The sequence below is a fragment of the Pseudomonas sp. 10C3 genome (assembly GCF_036346185.1).
In the GTDB taxonomy this organism is placed as follows: Bacteria; Pseudomonadota; Gammaproteobacteria; order Pseudomonadales; family Pseudomonadaceae; genus Aquipseudomonas.
Window position 1 is genome coordinate 16,870 of record NZ_JASJVE010000024.1, and the last position, 25,115, is coordinate 41,984.

The 25,115-nt window shown below is 56.4% G+C and carries 21 protein-coding genes and 1 pseudogene; 5 read left to right on the top strand and 17 right to left on the bottom strand.

Features of this window, described 5'->3' with window-relative positions; translation table 11 throughout:
* Positions 1-213 precede the first annotated feature (213 nt).
* The 16 genes and pseudogenes from rfaH to mtnA all read right to left on the bottom strand — a co-directional run bounded on the left by rfaH (position 214) and on the right by mtnA (position 19,376).
* Positions 214-738, bottom strand: a complete 525-nt coding sequence (gene rfaH, locus QN399_RS20965; protein ID WP_330201569.1) for a transcription/translation regulatory transformer protein RfaH — start codon at positions 736-738, stop codon at positions 214-216.
* 122 nt (positions 739-860) lie between these two features.
* Complete coding sequence (locus QN399_RS20970) at positions 861-2,330, bottom strand: MBL fold metallo-hydrolase (protein ID WP_330201570.1); 1,470 nt, start codon at positions 2,328-2,330, stop codon at positions 861-863.
* A gap of 125 nt (positions 2,331-2,455) precedes the next feature.
* On the bottom strand, positions 2,456-3,535 hold the full coding sequence (locus QN399_RS20975) for a Wzz/FepE/Etk N-terminal domain-containing protein (protein WP_330201571.1): 1,080 nt from the start codon (positions 3,533-3,535) through the stop codon (positions 2,456-2,458).
* A gap of 218 nt (positions 3,536-3,753) precedes the next feature.
* Positions 3,754-4,809 carry a Wzz/FepE/Etk N-terminal domain-containing protein gene (locus QN399_RS20980; RefSeq protein ID WP_330201572.1) on the bottom strand — a complete coding sequence of 352 codons (1,056 nt, stop codon included), beginning with the start codon at positions 4,807-4,809 and terminating at the stop codon, positions 3,754-3,756.
* A 248-nt stretch (positions 4,810-5,057) separates the two neighbouring features.
* Positions 5,058-5,291 carry a lipopolysaccharide assembly protein LapA domain-containing protein gene (locus QN399_RS20985; protein ID WP_330201573.1) on the bottom strand — a complete coding sequence of 78 codons (234 nt, stop codon included), beginning with the start codon at positions 5,289-5,291 and terminating at the stop codon, positions 5,058-5,060.
* Positions 5,292-5,315: 24 nt separating this feature from the next.
* A complete protein-coding gene (gene ihfB / locus QN399_RS20990; protein ID WP_219064060.1) occupies positions 5,316-5,612 on the bottom strand; it encodes an integration host factor subunit beta in 297 nt (98 codons plus the stop codon).
* A 165-nt stretch (positions 5,613-5,777) separates the two neighbouring features.
* The gene (locus QN399_RS20995; RefSeq protein ID WP_330201574.1) at positions 5,778-6,059 is read right to left on the bottom strand and encodes a hypothetical protein; all 282 of its coding nucleotides are present in this window, start codon (positions 6,057-6,059) and stop codon (positions 5,778-5,780) included.
* 311 nt (positions 6,060-6,370) lie between these two features.
* Positions 6,371-6,830: pseudogene (locus QN399_RS21000) on the bottom strand (transposase).
* Between the two features lie 170 nt (positions 6,831-7,000).
* Complete coding sequence (gene rpsA / locus QN399_RS21005; RefSeq protein ID WP_219063883.1) at positions 7,001-8,692, bottom strand: 30S ribosomal protein S1; 1,692 nt, start codon at positions 8,690-8,692, stop codon at positions 7,001-7,003.
* A 121-nt stretch (positions 8,693-8,813) separates the two neighbouring features.
* Positions 8,814-9,503 carry a (d)CMP kinase gene (gene cmk, locus QN399_RS21010; protein ID WP_330201575.1) on the bottom strand — a complete coding sequence of 230 codons (690 nt, stop codon included), beginning with the start codon at positions 9,501-9,503 and terminating at the stop codon, positions 8,814-8,816.
* On the bottom strand, positions 9,500-11,707 hold the full coding sequence (locus QN399_RS21015; protein ID WP_322182798.1) for a bifunctional prephenate dehydrogenase/3-phosphoshikimate 1-carboxyvinyltransferase: 2,208 nt from the start codon (positions 11,705-11,707) through the stop codon (positions 9,500-9,502). The genes cmk and QN399_RS21015 overlap by 4 nt, the downstream gene beginning before the upstream one ends.
* A 28-nt stretch (positions 11,708-11,735) precedes the next feature.
* Positions 11,736-12,848 carry a histidinol-phosphate transaminase gene (gene hisC, locus QN399_RS21020; protein ID WP_330201576.1) on the bottom strand — a complete coding sequence of 371 codons (1,113 nt, stop codon included), beginning with the start codon at positions 12,846-12,848 and terminating at the stop codon, positions 11,736-11,738.
* 15 nt (positions 12,849-12,863) lie between these two features.
* A complete protein-coding gene (gene pheA / locus QN399_RS21025; protein ID WP_322181003.1) occupies positions 12,864-13,958 on the bottom strand; it encodes a prephenate dehydratase in 1,095 nt (364 codons plus the stop codon).
* Positions 13,958-15,043, bottom strand: coding sequence for a 3-phosphoserine/phosphohydroxythreonine transaminase (gene serC / locus QN399_RS21030; protein ID WP_330201577.1), 1,086 nt, complete (start codon positions 15,041-15,043; stop codon positions 13,958-13,960). Before serC ends, pheA begins: the two co-directional genes overlap by 1 nt.
* Before the next feature lie 143 nt (positions 15,044-15,186).
* Complete coding sequence (gene gyrA, locus QN399_RS21035) at positions 15,187-17,961, bottom strand: DNA gyrase subunit A (RefSeq protein ID WP_330201578.1); 2,775 nt, start codon at positions 17,959-17,961, stop codon at positions 15,187-15,189.
* A 338-nt stretch (positions 17,962-18,299) separates the two neighbouring features.
* Complete coding sequence (gene mtnA / locus QN399_RS21040) at positions 18,300-19,376, bottom strand: S-methyl-5-thioribose-1-phosphate isomerase (protein WP_330201579.1); 1,077 nt, start codon at positions 19,374-19,376, stop codon at positions 18,300-18,302.
* 137 nt (positions 19,377-19,513) lie between these two features.
* On the opposite strand from mtnA, the gene QN399_RS21045 reads away from it, so the two are divergent.
* From QN399_RS21045 to QN399_RS21065, 5 genes are all read left to right on the top strand, one after another.
* A complete protein-coding gene (locus QN399_RS21045; RefSeq protein ID WP_330201580.1) occupies positions 19,514-20,860 on the top strand; it encodes a TRZ/ATZ family hydrolase in 1,347 nt (448 codons plus the stop codon).
* A 60-nt stretch (positions 20,861-20,920) separates the two neighbouring features.
* A complete protein-coding gene (gene ubiG / locus QN399_RS21050; RefSeq protein WP_322181013.1) occupies positions 20,921-21,619 on the top strand; it encodes a bifunctional 2-polyprenyl-6-hydroxyphenol methylase/3-demethylubiquinol 3-O-methyltransferase UbiG in 699 nt (232 codons plus the stop codon).
* A gap of 4 nt (positions 21,620-21,623) precedes the next feature.
* Complete coding sequence (gene mupP, locus QN399_RS21055; RefSeq protein WP_330201581.1) at positions 21,624-22,295, top strand: N-acetylmuramic acid 6-phosphate phosphatase MupP; 672 nt, start codon at positions 21,624-21,626, stop codon at positions 22,293-22,295.
* A gap of 70 nt (positions 22,296-22,365) precedes the next feature.
* Positions 22,366-23,106: a YciK family oxidoreductase gene (locus QN399_RS21060; protein ID WP_322181017.1), complete on the top strand. Its 741-nt coding sequence runs from the start codon at positions 22,366-22,368 to the stop codon at positions 23,104-23,106.
* Between the two features lie 259 nt (positions 23,107-23,365).
* The gene (locus tag QN399_RS21065) at positions 23,366-24,292 is read left to right on the top strand and encodes a GGDEF domain-containing protein (protein WP_330201582.1); all 927 of its coding nucleotides are present in this window, start codon (positions 23,366-23,368) and stop codon (positions 24,290-24,292) included.
* A gap of 35 nt (positions 24,293-24,327) precedes the next feature.
* Here QN399_RS21065 and QN399_RS21070 read toward each other — a convergent pair whose 3' ends face one another.
* Complete coding sequence (locus tag QN399_RS21070; RefSeq protein ID WP_330201583.1) at positions 24,328-25,113, bottom strand: iron-containing redox enzyme family protein; 786 nt, start codon at positions 25,111-25,113, stop codon at positions 24,328-24,330.
* Positions 25,114-25,115: the final 2 nt, after the last annotated feature.

A 25,115-nucleotide genomic window follows, 5' to 3' on the forward strand; every position in this document is an offset into this window, starting at 1 on the left:
AATTTTCTCAATACCTAGCCGATAACTCCGGCATTGCCGGTAACTAGAATCTTCACGCGTTAACTGATCTTTTGAATTTTCATATCAGCCTTAAAGACTGGGAAACCGTGAGTGGAAATAAGAACACGCTACCGCCCCAGGATTTACCGTTGGTTTCCTGAGAACGCAGTGTTCACTATCACATCTGACCAAGGTCATTGGGACCTGGGTGATTTACTCGTTACTACAGATGCTTTCCATCGGCACGCTAATTTGCTGCTGACGATTGAGGAGGCTGATCAGCAGAATGCCCCTCTCATCTCCATCCATCGACATAAAAATTGCATCGAGTTCAGCGAACCCACCTTCTGTAATTCGCACACTATCGCCTGGCTTCAGCTCCGATTTTACGTCTATTTCCGCTCGTGCCTGAAGCTGTTTGACGAGGCTGTCACTCACTGCCACCGGCACCCCACCAAAGCTAACCACACGACTGACGCCCCGCGTGGAACGAAGGGGTCCCCAGTTTGAGTCTGCGGGTAGATTAATAAACAAGTAACCCGGAAATAATGATTCCACCGTCCACTGACGCTGCCCACGAATCAGTCTCTGATACCGGCATTTTGGGCGAGAAATCTCATAGCCCTGACGCGCCAGATTGTCCTCAGCACGCTCATCCTGCCGTGGTTTGCACTGCACGAGGTACCAGCTTTTCTGCTGAGCGCAAATTAAAGAGCCTTCGGCGGTATAAATGGTCATCTCCAGTCCATCACTGACGTCGCATCCATTGCATGGAGCATCGACTGCCGAGGCTCACACAGCAATCCCTGCTGCTCGGCTCCAGCCTGGACTGCCTATGCAGCGCAGGCTGGCTTGGCACTTTAATTACCCGCTATGACGACAGTTAACTCGTGACGTTTAAGCAGGGACTTCCGAAGCAAGACCGCCTGAAGCGCTTTTTTGGCCTGCGCATCACCGTGTACCAGCCTCACCTCTGACGGCCAATCTCCTATGTCGGTTACAAATTCTACCAAACCTTTCTGATCCGCATGCGCGGAGTAGCCGTTAATCGTGCTCACACCCGCAACGATGGGATAGCGCTCACGATCCAGCTCGACATAACCACCCTTCTGTCCATGCTGCTGAATAGCCGCGCCCGGCGTGCCTTTGGCTTGATAGCCCACAAAAAGCACATTATGCCTGCTGTCGCCGAGCATGGCTTTTAGGTAGTTGAAGATTCGACCACTGGCGCACATGCCACTCCCGGCAATGACTATTGCCGGACGCCCGGTACTGGCCAGGTAATTGACCGTTTGCATGTGCTTTGCATGGGTGTCGATGGTAATCAGTTGATCGAATTGCAGCGGCTTGCGCCCGTTGTCCAGTCGCTGTTTAGCTTCGGCATCCCAAAAGTCATCAAGTTCCTGATAGACCTTGGTAAAACGGCTGGCCAAGGGTGAGTCCAGGATGATCGGTAGCTGAGGCCAATTGATGGGTAACGAACCGTCTTGATCTTGCACCGTCCCCTCATTGACGGTGTTTGGGTTCAGCAGCGCTTTGCGATGGAGAATATCTTCGATTTCGTAGAGTAATTCCTGGGTGCGCCCGATGCTGAACGCAGGGATCAGTACCGTGCCATGATCAGCCAAGGCCTTATCAATAACCTCTTCCAGTCGCGACTGACGTGTAGCACGGTCTTCGTGCAGGCGATCACCATAGGTGCTTTCCAGGACCAAAATGTCTGCCCGCTCAGGAGGCTTTGGACGAGGTAACAGGGGCGTGTGCGAGGCGCCCAGATCGCCCGAGAAGACGATGCGCTTGTTGCGGTTCTCGAGGGGGTAATCGATATCGCATTCGACATAAGCCGAACCAAGAATATGCCCGGCACGCTGCAGGCGAATTCGGCAAGAAAGCTCAGGGGTTTTTACCAGGCTAAACCAGGTATCGAAGGGCAACGCGATGACCCGCGACTCGATCAGCTTGAGATAGCGTTCGACGTGCTGTTCGTCACGCCCGTATTCGAGTTTGTAGGCGTCTTCCAGCACCAGCGGCAACAATTTAGCCGACGGCTCGCTGCAGAGTATCGGACCTTTAAAGCCGGCGGCCAAGAGATTAGGGATACGCCCGACGTGGTCGGCGTGCACATGCGTAACGATCAGCGCCTTGATGGTTTCGATGGAAAAGTCGATAGCCGATGGATCCGCCCCGACGCTACCCTGCTTGCTGGTTTCCATTCCCTGAAATAAGCCGCAGTCGATCAGCAGGCTGCTTGTTGCATCCATTTGCAGTTGATGGCACGAGCCAGTGACACCCTCAATGGCGCCATGATGGATGATTTCCGGGTAAAGCATGAGAGTCCCTCTCGGTCTTGCTACGTAAAAGACGATGTTCGCCCATAAAAAAAGCGGTCCAGCTTAGCTGGACCTTGGGCGTCGATCAGTCTTTAACGTTTACAAACCATTGCTGCCATGGCTGTCTACAGTTTGACGGATACTGGTGGAACAGAACTCGTACGCTGGGTACTGATGAACTGACGAATCAACGCGAGCATGATCCCTAGCATCACACCCAGCACAAGACCTAGTCCGATAATTAGGGCTTTTTTGGGTTTGATTGGACTGTCCGGCAACTCGATTGGACCATCCTCGCGGTAGACGGCAACACTCTCGGGGTTAACGTTAATGGATTGGAAATAGCTTTGCTGAACTTCCAGGGTGCGAAGCTTTGGAATAAATGGATCATCCGATACCCGCGTCTCAAGGTTTTTAATTTCTGCCTTGAGTGCCTTGGCTCCACGCATATAAGTCAACGGGCCGTCCATGCTTGCAGAGACCTTGGAGGACAAATTGCCAGAAATAATGGGCGGTTTTTCCAAGCCAATAGACTCAGCCACCAACAAGGCTTCGTGTAGTTGGGCAATCAGATCTTCTCGAGCGCCCTTACCGCTCTCACGTAGGGTGGCTATTTGCTGATTGAGGTTGCGTGCACGCACCTCGGCCTCACTCGTCACGTTGCCTATCATTTCCTGCAGGCCTGCTGCATTCGCGCGATCGACAAACAGCTTTAGCCAGTCGGCCGCTACCGTTGGATCTATGTTCTGGAACGAAATAGCGTAGCGGTCTGGCGAGTCCTTTGATGCCACTCCAACGGTCACTTGCTTGGAGAACTCAGCATATAGAACATCCTGGGAGCCTTGGCGCTGGGCTTCGGTAAGGGATGGCAGATAAATTTTAGTATAGAAATCCCTTCGAAGCGACTCTGCTTGTAAGTTCCGGAGAAATACGCCGTACACGTCTTTCACGGTAAAGGCAGTTAGTTGAGCTTCTTTCGTTCGCCCGTAGTTGAACTCAGCAATTTCGTTGATCGTTGGCGGTAACACGTAAGCTTTTGCTTCATACACCGGTTTGCTTATGAAGGCGTACGCCGCTGCAATCACCACACATATACTGGTCACTACAGTTATTAGCAGTTTTCGCTGCCAGATCGACTGAAACAATGCTAAAAGGTCGATTTCATCGGTTGAAGAATTTGCCTGTGTATCGGAAATACGGGTCACAACCTGGGCCTGCCTTCATAGAGAGACTGCGGGCTCGTTGAACAGACAGGTTGACTAGCGTGTGTTTTAACAATCTTGCCTGAGGAAGCATCCTTGATCACTCAAGCAGCGCGCAACTAGTTGTCTGACAATCGAGAACAGAAACGCATTTTGCCAGCATCACCTGTGATTACAAGACTTGATGTCAGGAAATAGCCTACGGTGAACGGTGATTTTTCCTATCGGCTTGGGCTTTCCTCAAGACGAGAACGCTTGTAACCATTCATGAAATGGCGAACCAAGGCGATTATGACACCTACCCCGACGCCTAAAATCAGGGAAAAAATGAGCATCAACGCCTTTTGGGGACTGATTGGTTTGTCGGGCTGCTCAATGGAGCCATCCAGGCGGTACACAGAGACGGTGTCCGGGCTGACACTCAAGTCACGGTAAAAACTCTGCTTTATCTGTAAAGCACGAAGCTTTTCTATGAACGGGTCATTGGATTTACGCGTTTCAAGGTTTTTGATTTCTGCTCTCAAGGCCTTGGCCCCACGCATGTAGGTCAATTCACCGTCCATACTGGCGGATACCTCAGCCGAGACATTGCCAGAAATGATCGGGGGATTTTCCAAATCAATCGCTTCCGCAATCTGTAAGGCTTCGCGTAGCTGCACAATAGAATCCTCCTGAATTTTTTTGCTGCTTGCCTGCAACGTGTTGATTTGCTGCCCAAGATTTCGTGCCCGCACCTCAGCCTCGCGGGTGACATTTCGGATCATTTCTTTCTCAGCCAAATCGCCTGCTTTTGTTGCATAGACCTTGACCCATTCGGTTGCCAAGGCGGGATCACTGTTTAGAGCAGACACTGAGTAACGATCTGGCGAATCCTTGGGTGGCGCCACAATCGTCAGCTCCTTTAAAAATTTGGCGTACAGCGAATCTCTAGAGCCGTGGCGTTTCGACTCGTCAAGCGACGGAAGGTAAACCTCTTCGAAAAACTTCCGGCGCAATGACTCCGATTGCAGGTTACGGAGGAAGACGTCGTAGACATCCTTGACGACGAAGGGGCTGAGTTCAGCTTCCTTGGTGCGTCCGTAGTTGAAGTCAGCAATACCATTGGATGTGGGTGGCTGCAGGTAAACCTTGGCTTCATAGACAGGTTTACTGAAAAAGGCGTAGGCGCCACCAGCAAGCGCCGCTATCAGGGCAATGCCCATTATTAATATTTTTTGAGTCCATAAGGCCCGAATGAGTTCGAGCAGGTCAATTTCATCAACATTCTGCTGAGGCATCAAGGAACTCGACATAGGAAAGTGAACCCTTTTTCTTAGAGTATTACTCGGCAATCAGGATATTTCCCGAGACAAGGCCAAGCCAGCTTACTGGACTTTAGAAGGTATTTTTGATTTCGGAGGGCTGAGAGGGTTCTACGCGACGCGACTTTTAAACGTTCATTGAAATGCAACTTATCTCCATCAATGTTGACGGAGTTTCAGAGCCTCGCACCGCCGATCTACCCGAGATATCAGGCGCTTCAAGCCTAGCGATTTCTTTTGCTTTTTTTACCCACTGCCCATATCCAGCCAAGCAGCGGCCCCATCACCATACCAATCAGCAAGGCAACAATCACAGGGATAGCTACCGACAGCTCTGGCGCTGACCAGCCGAGAAAGACCAGGGATACAGACTGTTGGTTTTCCAACACGAACACTACCGTCGCCAAAACGATCAGCAGGATGAATACGACCACGATTACGCGCTTAAAGTTCCGCATCTGCCGCTCCTTTTGTTGGGGGCGTTAGAGGCCCTCTTCTTCGTCTTCGTTGACCCGATCACGCAACTCTTTACCCGGCTTGAAGTGAGGGACGAATTTGCCGTCCAGACTCACGGATTGACCGGTTTTCGGGTTGCGCCCTACACGCGGTGAGCGGTAGTGCAAAGAAAAGCTGCCAAAGCCCCGAATTTCGATGCGATCACCGGTGGCGAGGCATTGAGACATTTGCTCAAGCATGGTCTTGATAGCCAGCTCGACATCCTTGGATGAGAGCAGCCCTTGATGGGTAACAATTCGATCGATCAACTCCGACTTCGTCATATTTTTCCCTTCTTTTTCAAGCAGCTAGATAAGCGCTCCGAAGGTTTTAGCATGACTGGAAGGATTTGAACAGTCCGAGTATTGACTTATGTGAAGGATGATTGGCGGACCGTGAAGTTCCCTTCATTTATGACATTTTCTGGTGCATATCCAGGATTCAAACGATCAATTACAGACCACGAGCATGCGCCGGGTGAAATAGCCGGCCGGGTTCCACCCGAATGGATAGTCGTCCGGATCTTCTTTGACGTCGCTGGACTTGCCGAGGACTTTGAAGCCACCGGGTTTGCATTCACGGGTAGCGCGGGCATAGCACCTGTCCCAACTTGAGGTCATCCCGGAGCATTCGATCATCAATCCGCTTTGGCCATGTATGACTTTGGTTTTATGCGAGGTGGCACAGCCTGTGAGGGCCAGCATGGCGAGAACAATGATGATGCGATGCATGTGTTTCCTTATGCGGGGCGCGTGCCCTGCGACAACCTGTAGACGCTTCAGTCTAGCCGCGGCGTGAAGGGCTTGTATTGTTGAAAAGACAGGAGGGGGGGGATGTGCTGATTGTATGCATCAATATCGGTCGAAATTGACCCAGCCTGCGGTTTTTAATTTGACGCGAAAGTCACGGTGCGTTTCACGGCGAAAACCACCTATGGCAGGAGGTTGATCGGGATCGAGGGGCAGCAGGTGAACAGCGCTGAATGGTCTTCGCAGCGGGACGCGTAGTTACAAGTCAGCTCAGCGGCTGGGATCGCGTGATGTTAAAGCCATATTGCGTCCCACAGCGGGTAGTCGCCTATTCGCTTGACCAGCCCGGCTCGCAGGGGGTTTGCGACGATGTAGCGGGCGAGTTTTTTCAGGTCGTATTCGGTACGGAGGGTTGTGTCGTGGTATCCGCGTTGCCATACACGGTTTTGGCTTTGGATGGCTTTGTTGATTGCGATGGCGCTTCGGGCTTTGACTTGCTGCATGACGCTGGAAAGGGATTTCTGCTTTAACTCGATGAGCCAATGCAGGTGATCGGGCATCACTACCCAGGCTAATGACTGAACCAGGCTCTGCTCTTCGGCTCGTTTTAGCTCGGAGACGACCAAGCGTCCCAGGCGCCAGTCGTTAAAGAGGGGGGTGGCGATTTTGGGTGACGGTGGTTAACAGGTAGATTTGGCTGATTTTAGAGAATCGGCCATGGCGTAGGCTGCGGCTGTGCGCGTGTTTGGGCATTCCATTGCCCCTCCCATTGGGTAATCAGGTGTATGTCCCAGATTAGCCAAGCGTTGGGTGGACTGCAGGTAGTTATGTTTGGAGAGATGTGTCAGGGGGATCGTGATGGGCTTCTCGCAAGCACAAAAAAGGGCGACCGAAGTCGCCCTTTTTCTATGGTCAATCAGAACTTAGTTCTGTTTTTCCATTTGTGCGCGAAGCAGGTCACCGATGGTGGTAGGACCTGTGCTTTCCGCAGTTTCTGGCTTGGCGCGCAGGCTTTGGATAGCTTCTTTCTCGTCTTCAACGTCTTTCGACTTGATGGACAATTGGATTACGCGGCTCTTGCGATCAACGCTGATGATCTTGGCTTCAACTTCTTCGCCTTCTTTCAGAACGTTACGCGCGTCTTCAACGCGGTCACGGCTGATTTCGGAGGCTTTCAGAGTAGCTTCGATGTCGTCGCCCAGAGTGATGATGGCGCCTTTGGCGTCAACTTCTTTAACGATACCGCGAACGATAGCGCCTTTGTCGTTGACCATCACGTACTCGGAGAACGGATCGCTTTCCAGCTGTTTGATGCCCAGGGAGATGCGTTCACGCTCTGGATCAACAGACAGGATCACGGTGTCGAGCTCATCGCCCTTCTTGAAGCGACGTACGGCTTCTTCGCCCACTTCGTTCCAGGAGATGTCGGACAGGTGAACCAGGCCGTCGATGCCGCCGTCCAGACCAATGAAGATACCGAAATCGGTGATCGACTTGATGGTGCCGGAGATTTTATCGCCCTTGTTGAACTGGCCAGAGAAATCTTCCCATGGGTTAGATTTGCACTGTTTGATGCCGAGGGAGATACGACGACGCTCTTCGTCGATGTCCAGAACCATAACTTCCACTTCGTCGCCAACTTGTACGACTTTCGAAGGGTGGATGTTTTTGTTGGTCCAGTCCATTTCGGAAACGTGTACCAGGCCTTCAACGCCTTCTTCCAGCTCAGCGAAGCAGCCGTAGTCGGTCAGGTTGGTAACACGTGCTGTTACGCGAGTGCCTTCTGGGTAGCGAGCTTTGATAGCGACCCATGGATCTTCGCCCAACTGCTTCAGACCCAAGGAAACACGATTGCGTTCGCGATCGTACTTCAGGACTTTTACATCGATCTCATCGCCAACGTTGACGATTTCCGATGGATGCTTGATACGCTTCCAAGCCATGTCGGTAATGTGCAGCAGGCCATCGACGCCACCCAGATCGACGAATGCGCCGTAATCGGTGAGGTTTTTGACGATACCTTTGACTTGCTGACCTTCTTGCAAGGATTCCAGCAGAGCTTCGCGCTCAGCGCTGTTCTCGGCTTCAAGGACGCTACGGCGGGAAACGACAACGTTGTTGCGTTTCTGGTCGAGTTTGATGACCTTGAATTCGAGCTCTTTGCCTTCCAGGTGAGTCGTGTCACGCACTGGGCGGACATCAACCAGAGAACCAGGCAGGAACGCACGGATGCCGTTAACGTCGACAGTGAAGCCGCCTTTAACCTTACCGTTGATAACGCCCTTGACCACTTCTTCAGCTGCGAAAGCCGCTTCCAGAACAATCCAGCACTCGGCACGCTTGGCTTTTTCGCGGGACAGCTTGGTTTCGCCAAAGCCATCTTCGACCGCGTCCAGTGCAACGTGCACTTCGTCGCCGATCTTGATGGTCAGCTCGCCAGCGTCGTTGTGGAACTGTTCCAGCGGGATGAGGCCTTCAGATTTCAGACCGGCGTGAACCGTAACCCATCCAGCCTGGTAATCGATATCAACGATGATCGCGGTGATGATCGAACCGGCCTGAAGGTTGAGGGTCTTTAGGCTTTCTTCAAAAAGTTCTGCAAAGCTTTCGCTCATTTTAATTCCTGTTGATCAAGGGCGAAGAATACGCCCATCTGCCACGTTCCAGACAACGTGGGTTTCGTTCAAATAAAAGAAGGCCTGTGGGACTATGCCTGGTCTCCCACACGCTTCCTTGTCATCCGGCGAGATCGCGAAGTGCGATTTCACTCAAAATGCGTTCCAGCACCTGCTCGATGGATAATTCAGTGGAATCCAGCTGTATGGCGTCATGCGCCGGCTTGAGCGGGGCTACCGCTCGCTGGGTGTCACGCTCGTCGCGCACACATATCTCATCTAGCAGACTCGACAGACTAACATCATCGCCTTTGGCCTTCAACTGCAAGTAACGGCGACGTGCACGTTCCTCGGCGCTGGCGGTCAGGAAAATCTTCAGCGGCGCATCCGGGAATACTACGGTGCCCATGTCTCGGCCATCGGCCACCAACCCCGGCGGCTCCTGAAACGCGCGCTGGCGCTGGAGCAAGGCGTCGCGCACCGCTGGCAGTGAAGCCACTTGCGAGGCGCCATTGCCGATCTGTTCGTTGCGGATGGCGTGGGTGACATCTTCGCCTTCCAGAGTAATCCGCTGCCCGTGATCATCGGTGCCGACGTTGAACTGCACATCCAGATGAGCGGCCAGCAGCTTCAGGGCTTCTTCATTCGTCAGGTCGACGCCATGGTTGCGCGCAGAGAACGCCAGCAAACGATAGAGCGCTCCGGAATCGAGCAGGCACCAGCCCAGGTGCTTGGCCAACCGGCCAGCAACCGTGCCCTTGCCTGAACCGCTAGGCCCGTCGATGGTGATGACTGGCGCTCGAACCCTCATGACTGCGCCTCTTCTGCTACACGCATGCCGACTTGAGCGCAGAGCGCGAGGAAGTTGGGGAATGAGGTCGCGACGTTGGCGCAATCATGAATGCGGATCGGTGCCGATGCGCGCAGGGAGGCAACACTGAAAGCCATGGCAATCCGGTGGTCGCCGTGACCGTGGACTTCGCCGCCGCCGATCAGGCCGCCATCGATAATGATGCCGTCCGGGGTCGGCTCGACTTTGACGCCCAGCGCCAGCAAGCCGTCGGCCATGACCTGGATACGGTCGGATTCCTTGACCCGCAGCTCTTCGGCGCCGCGCAGGACAGTGCGCCCTTCTGCACAGGCTGCCGCCACGAACAGTACCGGAAATTCGTCGATTGCCAGCGGGACCAACTCTTCAGGGATTTCGATGCCCTTGAGTTTGGCGGCGCGTACACGCAGGTCCGCCACGGGTTCGCCGCCGACTTCGCGCTGATTTTCCAGGGTGATGTCGGCGCCCATCAGACGCAGAATATCGATGACGCCGGTACGCGTCGGGTTGATGCCGACGTGCTCAAGCAACAGGTCAGAGCCTTCAGCAATAGAAGCCGCGACCAGGAAGAAGGCTGCCGAGGAGATATCAGCAGGCACTTCAATGTGAGTCGCGGTGAGCTTGTGACCCGACTCTACGGAAGCGGTGCTGTTCTGAACGCTGACCGGGTAGCCAAAGCCGCGCAGCATGCGTTCGGTATGGTCACGCGTCGGTGCAGGTTCGGTGATGCTGGTCTTGCCATCGGCATACAGGCCAGCCAGCAGCAGGCAGGATTTCACCTGTGCGCTGGCCATTGGCAAAGTGTAGGTCAGGCCGGTCAGACGATGGCCGCCGCGAATGATCATCGGTGGACGACCTTCGGCGGCGGTCTCGATCACGGCGCCCATTTCACGCAATGGATTGGCGACGCGGTTCATCGGCCGCTTGGACAGCGAGGCATCGCCGGTCAAGGTGCTGTCGAAGCTCTGCGCGGCCAGCAAACCGGAAAGCAGGCGCATCGAAGTGCCGGAGTTGCCCAGATAGATAGGGCCCGGCGCGGCTTTCAAACCATGCAGGCCAACACCGTGGATGGTCACGCGGCCATTTTGCGGGCCTTCGATCACAACACCCATGTCACGGAACGCCTGCAAGGTTGCCAGCGCGTCTTCACCTTCGAGGAAGCCCTCGACTTCGGTCGTGCCTTCGGCCAGCGAGCCGAGCATGATCGAGCGGTGGGAAATCGATTTGTCGCCTGGAACGCGGATACGTCCGCAAACGCGTCCACCAGGATTAGCCAGGAAAATCAGGTCGTTGGTGTTCATAGCGTCCACATAAGCCCGGCGGGCAAGGATTTTACTGAAATGCTCGCGAGCAACACGGGCGCGAGTGAATACGCCCAGTAATTGAAGCCCATCCCCTGCATCGACCGCGTCGCGCAAGGCGTCGAGGTCTGTGCGAAATGTATCCAATGTGCGTAACACCGCCTCGCGATTAGCGAGAAAAATGTCGTGCCACATCACCGGGTCACTGCCCGCGATCCTTGTGAAATCGCGGAAACCGCCCGCTGCATATCTAAAGATGTCCAGATTCTCGTTGCGCTTGGCCAGTGAGTCCACCAGGGCAAACGCCAGCAGATGCGGCAAATGACTGGTCGCCGCCAACACTTCATCGTGGCGCTCGACCTGCATGTGCTCGACATCCGCGCCCAGCTCAGACCATAAACGGTCAATCAGGGCCAACGCTGCCGGATCGGTTTCGGCCAGCGGTGTCAAAATCACTTTATGCCGACGGAACAGCTGGGCGTTGGAGGCTTCCACCCCGCTCTGCTCGGACCCGGCAATTGGATGCCCCGGCACGAAACGCGCGGGCAAACCGCCAAACGCCAGACGCGCAGCGCGCACCACGTTGCCTTTGGCGCTGCCGACATCGGTCAGCACGGCATTGCCAAGATCAAGGGTCGCCAACAGCGTCAGTAACTTTTCCATCGCCAGAATAGGCACAGCGAGCTGGATAACGTCAGCACCGCGACAGGCGGCAGCGATATCTTCCTCGCACCGGTCGACCACGCCCTGCTCTACCGCCAACTGGCGCGAGCGCGGATTCAGATCGACACCCACTACTTCCCGGCACAGGCCACTTTCACGCAGGCCTTTGGCGAACGAACCACCGATCAAACCGAGGCCGATCACCACCAGGCGCCCGATCATAGGTTGAGTTGATTGCACGGGCATGACATCAACCACGTGCCAGAACCTTGGCCAAAGCCTCAAGGAAGCGCGCGTTTTCGCCCGGCAGACCGATGCTGACCCGCAGGTGGTTTGGCATGCCATACCCCCCGACCGGGCGCACGATCACGCCTTCACGGAGCAGGTCTTGATAGACCGGCGCGCCTTCGCGACCGAGATCAATGGCAAGGAAGTTGGCCTTGGACGGAATCCAATTCAGGCCCAACACACGCAGACCTTGTTCAAGCTGTTGCATCCCGGCTTCGTTCGCGCGGCGACTTTGGGCCACGTACTCGACGTCATCCAGCGCAGCACAAGCCGCCGCCAGCGCAAGACTGTTGACGTTGAACGGCTGACGCACACGGTTCAGCACATCAGCAACAACCGGCGAAGACACGCCATAACCGACGCGCAGCGATGCCAAGCCATAGGCTTTGGAGAAGGTGCGCGACACCAGCAGGTTCGGGTAATCCGCCAGGTAGTTCAGGCCATTTGGCAGTTCCGCGCCTTCGGCGTATTCGATGTATGCCTCGTCCAGCACCACCAACACGTTTTCTGGCACGGCGGCGAGGAAGTCAGCCAAGGCACTCGGACCGAACCAGGTCCCGGTCGGGTTGTTCGGGTTGGCGATAAACACGACGCGGGTGTTGCTATCGATAGCCGCGAGCATTGCCGGCAGGTCATGACCCCAGTCTTTGGCGGGCGCAACGCGAGCGTCGGCGCCAACAGCCTGAGTGACAATCGGATAGATGGCGAACGCATGCTCACTGAACACTGCGTTCAGGCCCGGCGCCAGATACGCACGAGCGACCAACTCCAGAATGTCGTTGGAGCCATTACCCAAGGTGACTTGATTGGCCTGCACACCGCAGCGCTCTGCAAGACGCGCCTTGAGATTAAAACCATTACCGTCCGGGTAGCGGGTCAACTCGGCGAGTTCGTCGCGAATCGCGGCCAAGGCTTTAGGGCTGGCACCCAGCGGGTTTTCGTTACTGGCCAGCTTGATGATCCGGGCCGGATCGATGTCCAGTTCGCGCGCCAGTTCGTCCACGGGCTTGCCCGGGACGTAAGGCGAAAGTTTTTGCACGCCCGGCTGTGCCAGGGCGAGGAAGTCGACGCTCATGTAGTGCTAACCCCTTTAGAGAACCGCTTTCGGGTAGGAACCCAGCACCTTGAGTGCCACCGCTTCCTGACTGATCTGTTCCAACACGGCCTTGATCAATGGATCACGGTGATGGCCGACGAAGTCGATAAAGAACACGTAGGTCCATTTACCGCTGCGTGAAGGTCGGGTTTCGATACGGGTCAGGTCGATTCCGTTCTCATGGAAGGGCACCAGCAATTCATGCAGCGCGCCTGGTTTGTTGCTCATCGACACGATGATCGAGGTCTTGTCGTCGCCAGTCGGCGGGACTTCTTGACTACCGATGATCAGGAAACGCGTGGCGTTGTCCGGGCGGTCTTCGATTTTTTCTGCGATACGGGTCAGGCCGTACAGCCCTGCCGCCATATCGCCTGCGATGGCCGCCGAGTTCCACTCCCCCTTGACCCGCTTGGCCGCTTCGGCGTTGCTGGCAACGGCGATGCGCTCGACATTCGGGTAATGCGCGTCCAGCCACTTGCGGCACTGGGCCAGCGACTGGGCGTGGGAGTAGATGCGGCTGATGCTGTCGGTCTTGGTATTTTCACCGACCAATAAATGGTGGTGAATACGCAACTCGACTTCGCCACAGATGACCATGTCGTGTTCGAGAAAGCTGTCGAGGGTGTGGTTGACCGCGCCTTCGGTGGAATTTTCCACCGGGACCACGCCAAAATTCACCGCGCCGGCTGCGACTTCACGGAACACTTCATCGATGGCACCCATCGGCAAGCTGATGACAGCGTGACCAAAGTGCTTCATGGCTGCAGCTTGGGTGAAGGTGCCCTCAGGGCCGAGGTAAGCCACTTTCAGCGGCTGCTCCAGCGCCAGGCACGAGGACATGATTTCGCGGAACAAACGCGCCATTTCCTCGTTGCCCAACGGCCCCTTATTGCGATCCATGACACGCTTGAGCACTTGGGCTTCGCGTTCTGGACGGTAGAACACCGGCACTTCGCCTTCAGTGAGCGTGGCCATTTTCACCCGCGCAACTTCTTGCGCACAGCGCGCACGCTCACTGATCAACTCCAGGACTTTCTCGTCCAGGCTGTCAATGCGGATGCGCAGCGCCTTGAGTTCTTGCTCAGACATTAGCCGTGTTCCTTCTCGAACTCTGCCATGTACGCCACCAGAGCGTTGACCCCATGGATGTCGACGGCGTTGTAGATGGAGGCACGCATGCCGCCAACTGAACGATGGCCCTTGAGGTTGAGCAGACCACGTGCTTCGGCGCCGACCAGGAATGGCTTGTCCAGACGATCATCGGCCAGACGGAACGGCACGTTCATCCACGAGCGATCGGTTTTGTTGATCGGGTTGCTGTACAGGCCGCTGGCGTCGATGAAGTCGTACAGCGTGCGCCGTTTGATGTCATTGAGCTTGCCGATGGCTTCGACGCCACCCTGCTCTTTGAGCCATTCGAACACCAGTCCGGACAGGTACCAGGACAGGGTCGGCGGGGTGTTGTACATCGACGCGTTGTCGGCGGCGACTTTGTAGTTGAGCATGGTCGGACAGATTGTACGGGCGCGACCGAGCAGGTCTTCGCGAATAATCACGACGACAATGCCGCTCGGGCCGATATTTTTCTGCGCGCCTGCGTAGATCATCCCGAACCTGGAAACATCCACGGGGCGCGACAGGATGTCCGAGGACATGTCAGCCACCAGCGGGATGTCGCCGGTTTCAGGAATCCAGCTGAATTCCAGGCCGCCAATGGTTTCATTGGGTGCGTAGTGAACGTAGGCAGCGTCTTTGGACAGCTTCCACTCGTTCTGGCCAGGAATGGCGAAATAGTCGTAAGGCTTGGCGCTGGCAGCGATGTTGACGTTGCCGAAGCGCGATGCTTCTTCAATGGCTTTCTGCGACCAGATACCGGTGTCGATGTAATCGGCACTGGCGTTTTCCGGCAACAGATTGAGCGGAATCTGGGCGAATTGCTGGCTTGCGCCGCCTTGCAGAAACAGCACTTTATAGTTTGAGGGGATGCTCATCAGGTCGCGCAGATCTTGCTCGGCCTTGTTGGCAATGGAGACGAACTCATCACTGCGATGACTCATTTCCATGACGGACAGGCCTTTGCCATGCCAGTCCAGGAGTTCTGCCTGGGCACGCAGCAGAACAGCTTCAGGGAGCGCAGCAGGACCTGCGCAGAAGTTAAAAGCTCGCTTGCTCATATCCACTCTCGTCAATGCTTGGGTCTGTACGCGTTGCACGTGTATCAAATCTGTAGGAGCTGACTTGTCTGCGATAGGGGCATACCTGATAGATACACCGCGTCAAACCATTCGCAGACAAGTCTGCTCCTACAGGTATCGCATTACTCTTCTTCTGGTGCGTCGGCTTGCTGGGATTCGTCGATGTCGCTGACATCCAGCACTTCGCCTTCAAGCACTTCGCCTTCCAACACCTCACCTTCTTCGAACTCTTCGCCTTCGACTTCCGATGGCTCCTGAACACGCTCCAGGCCGACCAGTTTTTCGTCGCTGGCGAGTTTGATCAAGGTTACACCCTGGGTATTACGACCCAAACTGGACACTTCATCAACACGGGTACGAACCAAGGTGCCCTGGTCGGAAATCAACATGATTTCTTCGCCATCGAGCACTTGTACCGCGCCGACCAAACGGCCATTACGGTCGTTGCTGACCATGGCGATAACGCCCTGACCGCCACGTTTGTACTCAGGGAACTCGGTAATCGCAGTGCGCTTGCCGAAACCACGCTCGGAGGCGGTGAGAATCTGGCTGCCTTCTTCCGGGATCAGCATGGAGATCAGCTTCTGACCTTCTGGCAGACGCATGCCGCGCACACCGCGAGCGGTACGGCCCATGGCGCGAACGTCGGATTCTTTAAAGCGTGTCACTTTGCCGCCGTCGGAGAACAGCATGACTTCGCGTTCGCCGTCAGTGATGGCGGCGGAAATCAGGATGTCGCCTTCGTCCAGTTCCAGCGCGATCAGGCCAACACTGCGTTGACGGCTGAATTGCACCAGCGGGGTTTTCTTCACGGTGCCGTTGGCAGTCGACATGAAGATGAACGGAGCTTTCTTCCGGTCTTCCGCCTTGATGCGGGCCTTTCTGTCTTCTTCGCTCTCGTCGCTTGCTGCGTCGTCCAGTTCTGGAGTGATGACATCGTCACCGCCTTCTTCTTCGGACTTCTTGCGCATGGCTTCCATGTCTACCGGCAGCATGGTGGTGATGTACTCACCCTCACTCAGCGGCAACAGGTTGACCAATGGACGACCACGGGCAGCACGCGATGCTTCCGGAATTTCGTATGTCTTGAGCCAGTACACCTTGCCTTTGCTGGAGAACATCAACAGCGTGGTGTGACTGTTGGCGACCAGCAGGTGAGCAATGTAGTCCTCATCCTTGACGCCGGTAGCCGATTTGCCTTTACCGCCACGGCGTTGAGCCTGGTAGACGGCCAACGGCTGAGTCTTGGCATAACCACCGTGAGAGATAGTAACGACACGCTCTTCTTCGGTGATCAGGTCGCCAAGGGTCAGGTCCAGACGCGCATCGAGAATCTCGGTGCGGCGCACATCGCCGTATTCAGCGCGGATCAGCTCCAGCTCTTCGCGGATGACTTCCATCAGACGTTCGGCGCTGTTGAGAATACGCAGCAGTTCGCCGATCTGGGTGAGGATTTCCTGGTATTCGGTCAGCAGTTTTTCGTGTTCGAGACCGGTCAGACGGTGCAGACGCAGTTCCAGAATCGCCTGAGCCTGTTCCGGCGACAAGAAATACTTGCCGTCACGCAGGCCATATTGCGGGTCAAGGTTGTCCGGACGGCAGGAATCTGCGCCGGCACGCTCAACCATTTCCACAACAGCACTGGATTCCCACGGTGTTTCGATCAGCGCTGCCTTGGCTTCAGCCGGTGTCGGCGAGGCTTTGATCAACGCGATAACCGGGTCGATGTTCGACAGGGCGACCGCTTGACCTTCGAGCAGGTGACCACGTTCACGGGCTTTACGCAGTTCGAAAACGGTACGGCGGGTGACGACTTCGCGACGGTGACGAACGAATGCTTCCAGCAGATCCTTAAGATTGAGGATCCGCGGACGGCCATCGATCAGCGCTACGATGTTGATACCGAAAACGCTTTGCAGCTGGGTCTGGGCGTAGAGGTTGTTGAGGATCACCTCAGGCACTTCGCCACGACGCAGCTCGATCACTACGCGCATGCCGTCTTTGTCGGACTCGTCGCGCAGTTCAGTGATGCCTTCGAGCTTTTTCTCTTTGACCAGCTCGGCGATCTTCTCGATCAGACGTGCTTTGTTCAGCTGGTACGGGAGTTCGGTAATGACGATCTGCTGACGACCACCGACCTTGTCGATGTCTTCGACCATCGAGCGGGCACGCATGTAAATGCGCCCACGACCGGTGCGATAGGCTTCGACGATACCGGCACGACCGTTGATGATCGCGGCCGTCGGGAAGTCAGGACCCGGGATGTATTGCATCAGCTCATCGATGGTCAACTCTGGGTTGTCGATGAGCGCCAGGCAACCGTCGATGACTTCACCGAGGTTGTGCGGCGGGATGTTGGTCGCCATGCCCACGGCAATACCGCTCGAGCCGTTGACCAGCAAGTTGGGGATACGGGTCGGCATGACCGCAGGGATCATTTCGGTGCCGTCGTAGTTCGGCACCCAGTCCACGGTTTCTTTATGCAGGTCGGCCAGCAGTTCGTGGGCCAGCTTGGTCATCCGGACTTCGGTGTATCGCATGGCTGCGGCGTTGTCGCCGTCCACCGAACCGAAGTTGCCCTGGCCGTCTACCAACAGGTAGCGCAGGGAGAATGGCTGAGCCATCCGTACGATAGTGTCGTAAACAGCAGTATCACCATGCGGGTGGTACTTACCGATAACGTCGCCGACCACACGGGCAGATTTCTTGTACGGCTTGTTCCAGTCGTTACCCAGTTCGCTCATCGCGAAGAGTACACGCCGATGCACGGGCTTCAAGCCATCACGCGCATCCGGCAGTGCCCGTCCGACGATTACGCTCATCGCGTAGTCGAGGTAGGACTGTTTCAGCTCGTCTTCGATATTGACCGGGAGGATTTCTTTGGCCAGTTCGCCCATGAGAAGCCTGATTCCTTTTTCTGGTGAAACCTCGTCACATCCATGCGGGACGAACGAAGCTCGCCGCTGCAGGCATTTGCCATGCAACGACTTACGACAAATCAACGAGTTATGCCATGGATCTGCGCAGTAAAGGCAGGCGCATCGCGCTACCCTGGAAACCGCCGAATGTTATCACAAACGCGATCAGGGACCTATCCCTTGGATAGCCTGCCAAAACACTAATCGACCAACGATCGGCCTTTATAGCGCCTCTGAGGGCCCTGCATGCGTTTTGACGATCCCGCGCCGCGTCGGTTTCGATTCTGACCGAAGGTCTGCGGAGGGCCCATATAAGATCAATGCAACCGCTTGCGGCACATCAGTTGCGCCATTTTGGCGGTGTCGGGGCGTTCGACGATGCCTTTCTCGGTCACGATGGCGTCGATCAAGTCTGCTGGCGTCACATCGAACACCGGGTTGAACGCGTCGACATCAGCACCAACACGCTGGCCGCCGAGCTCCAGCAATTCTCGACCGTCACGCTCTTCGATGGGGATGTCTTCACCACTGGCCAAGGCCATGTCGATGGTCGAACTCGGCGCCACTACCATGAAGCGCACGCCGTGGTGCATGGCGGCAACGGCCAGTTGATAGGTGCCGATCTTGTTCGCCACGTCGCCGTTGGCGGTGATGCGGTCGGCGCCGACGATGACCCAGGTAATGCCTTTGGTACGCATCAGGTACGCCGCGGCCGAATCGGCAGTGACGGTGACGGGGACGCCCTCATTCGCCAGTTCCCAAGCCGTCAAACGCGAGCCTTGCAGCCATGGCCGGGTTTCATCGGCGTAAACGCGCTCGATCATGCCTTCCAGGTACGCCGCACGGATCACCCCCAGCGCGGTGCCGAAGCCGCCGGTCGCCAGCGCGCCCGTATTGCAGTGGGTCAGCACGGTTTGCAGATTGCCTTGATGCTTGCGGATCAGGTCGGCACCGAGCTGGGCCATGGTCAGGTTGGCTTCGCGATCACTCAAGTGAATCCCCACTGCTTCCGCTTCGAGCGCAGCCAGAGGTGATTCGCTGCCCTTCAAGCGCTGCAGACGGTCGCGCATGCGATTCAGCGCCCAGAACAGGTTGACGGCGGTGGGCCGCGACTCGGCAAGCAAGGTGAAGTCTTCTTCTAATGCTGCCTGCCAGTCGCCGCCGGCGGCAAAACGCTCGCGCGCTGCCAACACCACGCCATAGGCCGCACTGATACCGATGGCGGGCGCACCGCGCACGACCATCGAGCGAATGGCCTCAGCCACGCCCACCGCGCTGGTGTACGTGTGCCAGGTTTCCTCGAAGGGCAACACGCGCTGATCAAGCAGATGCAGAGCGCCATCCCGCCAATCGATGGCCTTCACCTTCTCCGCAGCCAATAGTCGATCGCGCATTCCACACCCCATGTACTTAAAAATAGAAAGCCAAGATCGAGAGCAAAGCATAAAAAGCAGCTGATTATAGCGAGCCGCCCAAGAAGACGCTCGGGTATACTTCGCCGGCCCTGAATATAAGCTCTGGATGTCCTGCCATGCCCAATCCTGCTGCCCCGCTCGACCTGCTGCTCCTGCCCACCTGGCTGGTGCCGGTCGAACCTGCTGGCGTGGTCCTCAAAGAGCACGGCCTGGGCATTCGCGACGGCCTTATCGTGTACATCGGCCCCAGAGCCGAAGCGTTGAAGCAAACCGCGCTGCAGGTGCGCGAACTGCCTGGCATGCTCCTCAGCCCTGGTCTGATCAATGCCCACGGGCACGCGGCCATGACCTTGTTTCGCGGCCTGGCCGACGACTTGCAACTGATGACCTGGCTGGAGCGGCATATCTGGCCTGCCGAAGCCAAATGGGTCGATGAAGCCTTCGTACGCGACGGTACCGATCTGGCGATTGCCGAGCAGTTGAAAGGCGGCATCACCTGCTTCTCTGACATGTATTTCTACCCCAAGGTGGCCAGCGAGCGCGTGCACAATAGCGGCATCCGCGCGCAAATCACTGTGCCTATCCTTGACTTCCCGATACCAGGGGCACGCACCACCGACGAAGCGCTGCACAAAGGCGTCGAGCTGTTTAACGACCTCAAGCATCACCCGCGCATCAACATCGCCTTCGGTCCCCATGCGCCCTATACCATCAGCGATGAAAACCTGGAAAAAATCCGGGTTCTGGCTGACGAACTCGACGCAATGATTCACATGCACATGCATGAAACCGCGTTCGAGGTTGAGCAGTCCGTCGAGCACCGCAATGAGCGGCCTCTGGCACGTCTGGGCCGACTGGGTCTTTTGAGCCCACGCTTTCAAGCGGTACACATGACCCAGGTCAGCGATGAGGACATGGCTTTGCTGGTAGAAAGTAACGCCAGCGTGATCCACTGTCCGGAATCGAACCTGAAACTCGCCAGCGGCTTTTGCCCGGTAGAGCGCTTGTGGCAGGCTGGAGTCAATGTCGCGGTGGGCACCGATGGCGCGGCCAGCAACAACGACCTGGACCTGCTCGGCGAAACCCGCACTGCGGCCTTGCTGGCCAAGGCTGTCGCGGGGTCGGCTACCGCACTGGACGCGCACCGCGCCCTGCGCATGGCCACCCTGAACGGCGCCCGCGCCATGGGTATCCAGGCGCAAACGGGCTCGCTGGAGATCGGCAAGGCTGCGGATCTCGCTGCCTTCGACCTGTCCGGGCTGGCCCAACAACCGGTGTACGACCCGGTATCGCAGCTTATATATGCCACCGGGCGCGACTGCGTAACCCACGTTTGGGTCGCTGGCAAGCAACTGCTCGAGGACAAGTGCCTGACGCGGATGGATGAACAAGCGCTTATTGAAATGGCCAGAAACTGGGGCCAGCGCATTCATGGCCATAAAGAACAACAGAAAACAGAATAAAGACCGGCCGAACCCTCGTTCGAACGCTCGCCAGCATTATCAAGTTTAAGAGGACATCCCATGAGCAACGTTGACCACGCTGAAATCGCCAAATTCGAAGCACTGGCCCATCGCTGGTGGGACCGCAACAGCGAATTCAAGCCGCTGCATGACATTAACCCGCTGCGGGTCAACTGGATTGACGAGCGCGTCCAGCTGGCCGGTAAAAAGGTGCTGGACGTCGGTTGCGGCGGCGGCATTCTCAGTGAAGCCATGGCCCTGCGTGGCGCCACGGTAATGGGCATCGACATGGGCGAAGCGCCGTTGGCGGTCGCGCAGTTGCACCAATTGGAATCGGGCGTGACCGTCGACTACCGGCAGACCACCGCCGAAGACCTCGCGGAAGAAATGCCCGAACAGTTCGACGTGGTGACGTGCCTGGAGATGCTGGAACACGTCCCGGACCCGTCGTCGGTGATTCGCGCCTGCTTCCGCATGGTCAAACCGGGTGGCCAGGTGTTTTTCTCCACCATCAACCGAAACCCCAAGGCGTACCTGTTTGCCATCGTCGGCGCGGAGTACATCATGGGCCTGTTGCCACGCGGCACCCACGACTTCAAGAAATTCATCCGCCCTTCCGAGCTGGGTGCCTGGAGTCGCGAAGCCGGTTTGCAGGTCAAGGACATCATCGGCATGACCTACAACCCGCTGACCAAGCATTACAAGCTGGCGTCCGATGTCGACGTCAATTACATGATCCAGACACTTCGAGAGGCATAAGGACATGCGTTTGAGAGCGGTTTTATTCGACATGGACGGCACGTTGCTCGATACCGCGCCGGATTTCATCGCGATCTGCCAGAGCATGCTTGCCGATCGAGGCCTGGCGTCAGTGTCGGACAAACTGATTCGCGATCAAATTTCCGGTGGTGCCCGGGCGATGGTCGCGGCGACGTTCGCCCTGTCGCCGATGGAACCTGAGTTTGAAGTGCTGCGCCTGGAGTTTCTCGAGCGCTATCAGACCAACTGTGCCGTCCACAGCACGCTGTTCGATGGCATGGCCGAGTTACTGATCGACATTGAGAAAGCCAATCTGATCTGGGGCGTGGTTACCAACAAGCCCGTGCGCTTTGCCCAACCGATCATGGAGCAACTGGGTTTGGCCGAGCGCTCGGCAATCCTGATCTGTCCGGACCACGTGACCAACAGCAAGCCGCACCCGGAGCCTTTGATTCTGGCGTGCAGCATGCTCAACCTGGACCCGGCCAGCGTGCTGTTCGTCGGCGACGACCTGCGTGACATCGAGTCCGGACGCGACGCTGGCACCAAAACCGCAGCCGTGCGTTATGGCTACATTCACCCCGACGACAACCCCGATCATTGGGGTGCCGACGTGGTAGTCGATCATCCACTGGACCTGCGCAAGGTGCTGGATAACGCATTGTGTAGCTGCTGAAGAATAGACTGATCTGCTTCTGGCCATAGGCCGCAGGAGATGGGTGCCTTTTTAATTGTTGAGGTTTTTAATGTTTGATTATTCCGCTCGTCCCGAACTGCTCAAGGATCGGGTGATTCTGGTCACCGGCGCTGGCCGTGGCATTGGTGCGGCTGCCGCCAAGGCCTTCGCTGCACATGGCGCCACGGTGTTGCTGCTGGGCAAGACCGAAGCTAATCTGACTCAGGTCTATGACGAGATCGAAGCCGCGGGCCATCCTCAGCCAGCCGTGATCCCCTTCAATCTGGAAACTGCCCTGCCGCACCAGTACGACGAACTGGCCGCGATGATCGAGACTGAATTCGGCCATCTGGACGGTTTACTGCACAACGCATCGATCATTGGCCCGCGCACGCCGACCGAGCAGTTGTCCGGCGAGAACTTCATGCGCGTGATGCACGTCAACGTCAACGCGATGTTTATGCTCACCAGCACCTTGCTGCCTCTGCTCAAGCTGTCCCAGGACGCCTCGGTGGTGTTCACCTCCAGCAGTGTCGGGCGCAAGGGGCGTGCTTATTGGGGCGCTTACGGGGTGTCCAAGTTCGCCACTGAAGGCTTTATGCAGAGCCTCGCCGACGAACTGGAAACGGTCTCTTCGGTGCGCGCCAACAGCATTAACCCGGGCGCCACACGCACTAGCATGCGTGCGCAGGCTTACCCAGGTGAAAACCCGCTGAACAACCCGACCCCCGAAGAAATCATGCCCCTCTACCTGTACTTGATGGGCCCCGACAGCACCGGCATCAACGGCCAGGCTTTCGACGCTCAGTGAAAGCCGTTGCGCTGTAGCACAGCAAATCCAATCGAAGAATCGGGCTTGATATTGAGGTGACATAATTTTGTCACCTCAATCAGCTTGGTGGCCGAAGGCTACCAAGCAAGTCAAGGAACCGCCTACCCTGCAACACCTCCCCGCTCTATAGTTCCCTAACTAGCTGAATATCAATGCATTTAATTAAATGAACTGTTTGGCACGACTTTCGCTCTAAAACACCAGCTAAGACCGCGTTATGTGTTTTAGGAGTAAAAACATGAATTCTTCTACCCAGACCAACGCAATTGACTTCGACAGCGCTAAATTGCAACGACTGGGATTTGGCCAACAGCACAACGCCGCCCAGCGGCCCGTCGATTTGGCGCAATTGCGCCACCAGCTTGGCCTGCAATTACAAACCAGCCTTGAACCGGAAAGAATCCTGACGATTTTTTTTCGCGGCATTCAGCGCATGATCCCGCTCATGGCACTGAGTTACGAACACCGCGCCAGCGACCTGCACCTTAAAGTGGGTGAGCGTGGGCATCATCGTGTCAGTTACAGTTTGAGCAATGAAGGCGAACACTTGGGCGAACTGGTCTTTCAGCGTAACCAGCATTTTTCCGACCCCGAATTGGCCCAGCTTGAATCTTTGTTGCCTTGCCTGTTATTCCCTCTGCGAAACGCCCTGCTCTATCGCGAGGCGACACTGAGTGCCCTGCGCGATCCGTTGACCTGTACCGGCAACCGAATCGCCATGGATCAAACCCTGTCTCGGGAAATCGAAGTCGCCCACCGTCATAAACACCCGATGTCGTTGCTGATGCTCGATATCGACCACTTCAAGCGGGTCAATGACGATTACGGCCATAGCACGGGCGATGAAGTACTCAAAGCCGTCGCAAACTCAATCAAGGCCCAACTGCGCAATATCGACATGGTGTTTCGTTTTGGGGGTGAGGAGTTCTTGATCGTGCTCTCGAACACCGGGCGCGAAGCCGCTGCAATGGTCGGCGAGCGCCTGCGTCTGGCGGCGACCCATCTGACCTATCCAATGCTGGATCACCCGATTGAACTGAGCGTCAGCCTGGGGTGCGCCACGCTGTTGCCGGCCGAGTCGGCCGAAAGTGTTCTGCGCCGCGCAGACAGCGCGCTGTACGTAGCCAAGCGTCAGGGGCGCAACCGTCTGGCGATGGCCGGCTAAGCTCGATTAACTCGTTTGCCAAGCCTGCCCGTCACTCAGTTTTCAACCAGCATCATGTGTTCACACGACCGCGTCGCCTGCTCCAGCTGCATGCAGCGTTCCAGAAACAGGTACATGTAGTCATAGCTCTTGGTGACTGCCTGACGCAGCTCAGTCTGCAATTGGATGCCGGGATTGTTACCGGCCAGCGTGCAGATGATTTCCAATGCCTCCCAAGGATGCGAGTCGTCATATTGAGCGTGCATTTTCAGCCATTTCATGGCGCGCTTCCGCTGATCTTCCGGGAAAGCGTCGGCATACACACCGTTTGAGCAGACAAGTGCCGACCATTCACCGGTGGCGCCTTCAATGGCATAGTTAGTCGCCGCAATAGCGACGATCAGCGAGTCAGACGAACTGGAATGCCAACACCAATGGCTCAGGGCGTGCAACTCCGATGGAACTTGCTGGGCCTGCAACTCTTCAAGGCTGACCCCGTGGGCCAAACTCCAGTTAACCCAATAATCGGCATGATTGAGTTCGACGCGAATATTGCGCATTAACCAACGACGCGCCATGTCCTCACCCGGATGACGGGCGAATCGGGTTTTTGTCAGGTTCTGCGCCATGTACAGGGCGAACTGTTCAACCACCGGCCAGCCGCCGATCAAGTACTGCCGCATGGTTTTCGAACTCAGGCGGCCATCGCGCATCCGCTGATACAACTCATGCTCTACCACTCGGCGCTTGGCCTCACTGCACTCTTGAATCAACTGCTGTGCCCACGCCGGATAACTGGTTGCTTCCATGAGCGGACCGGTTCTGCAGAAAGTATCGATCACTG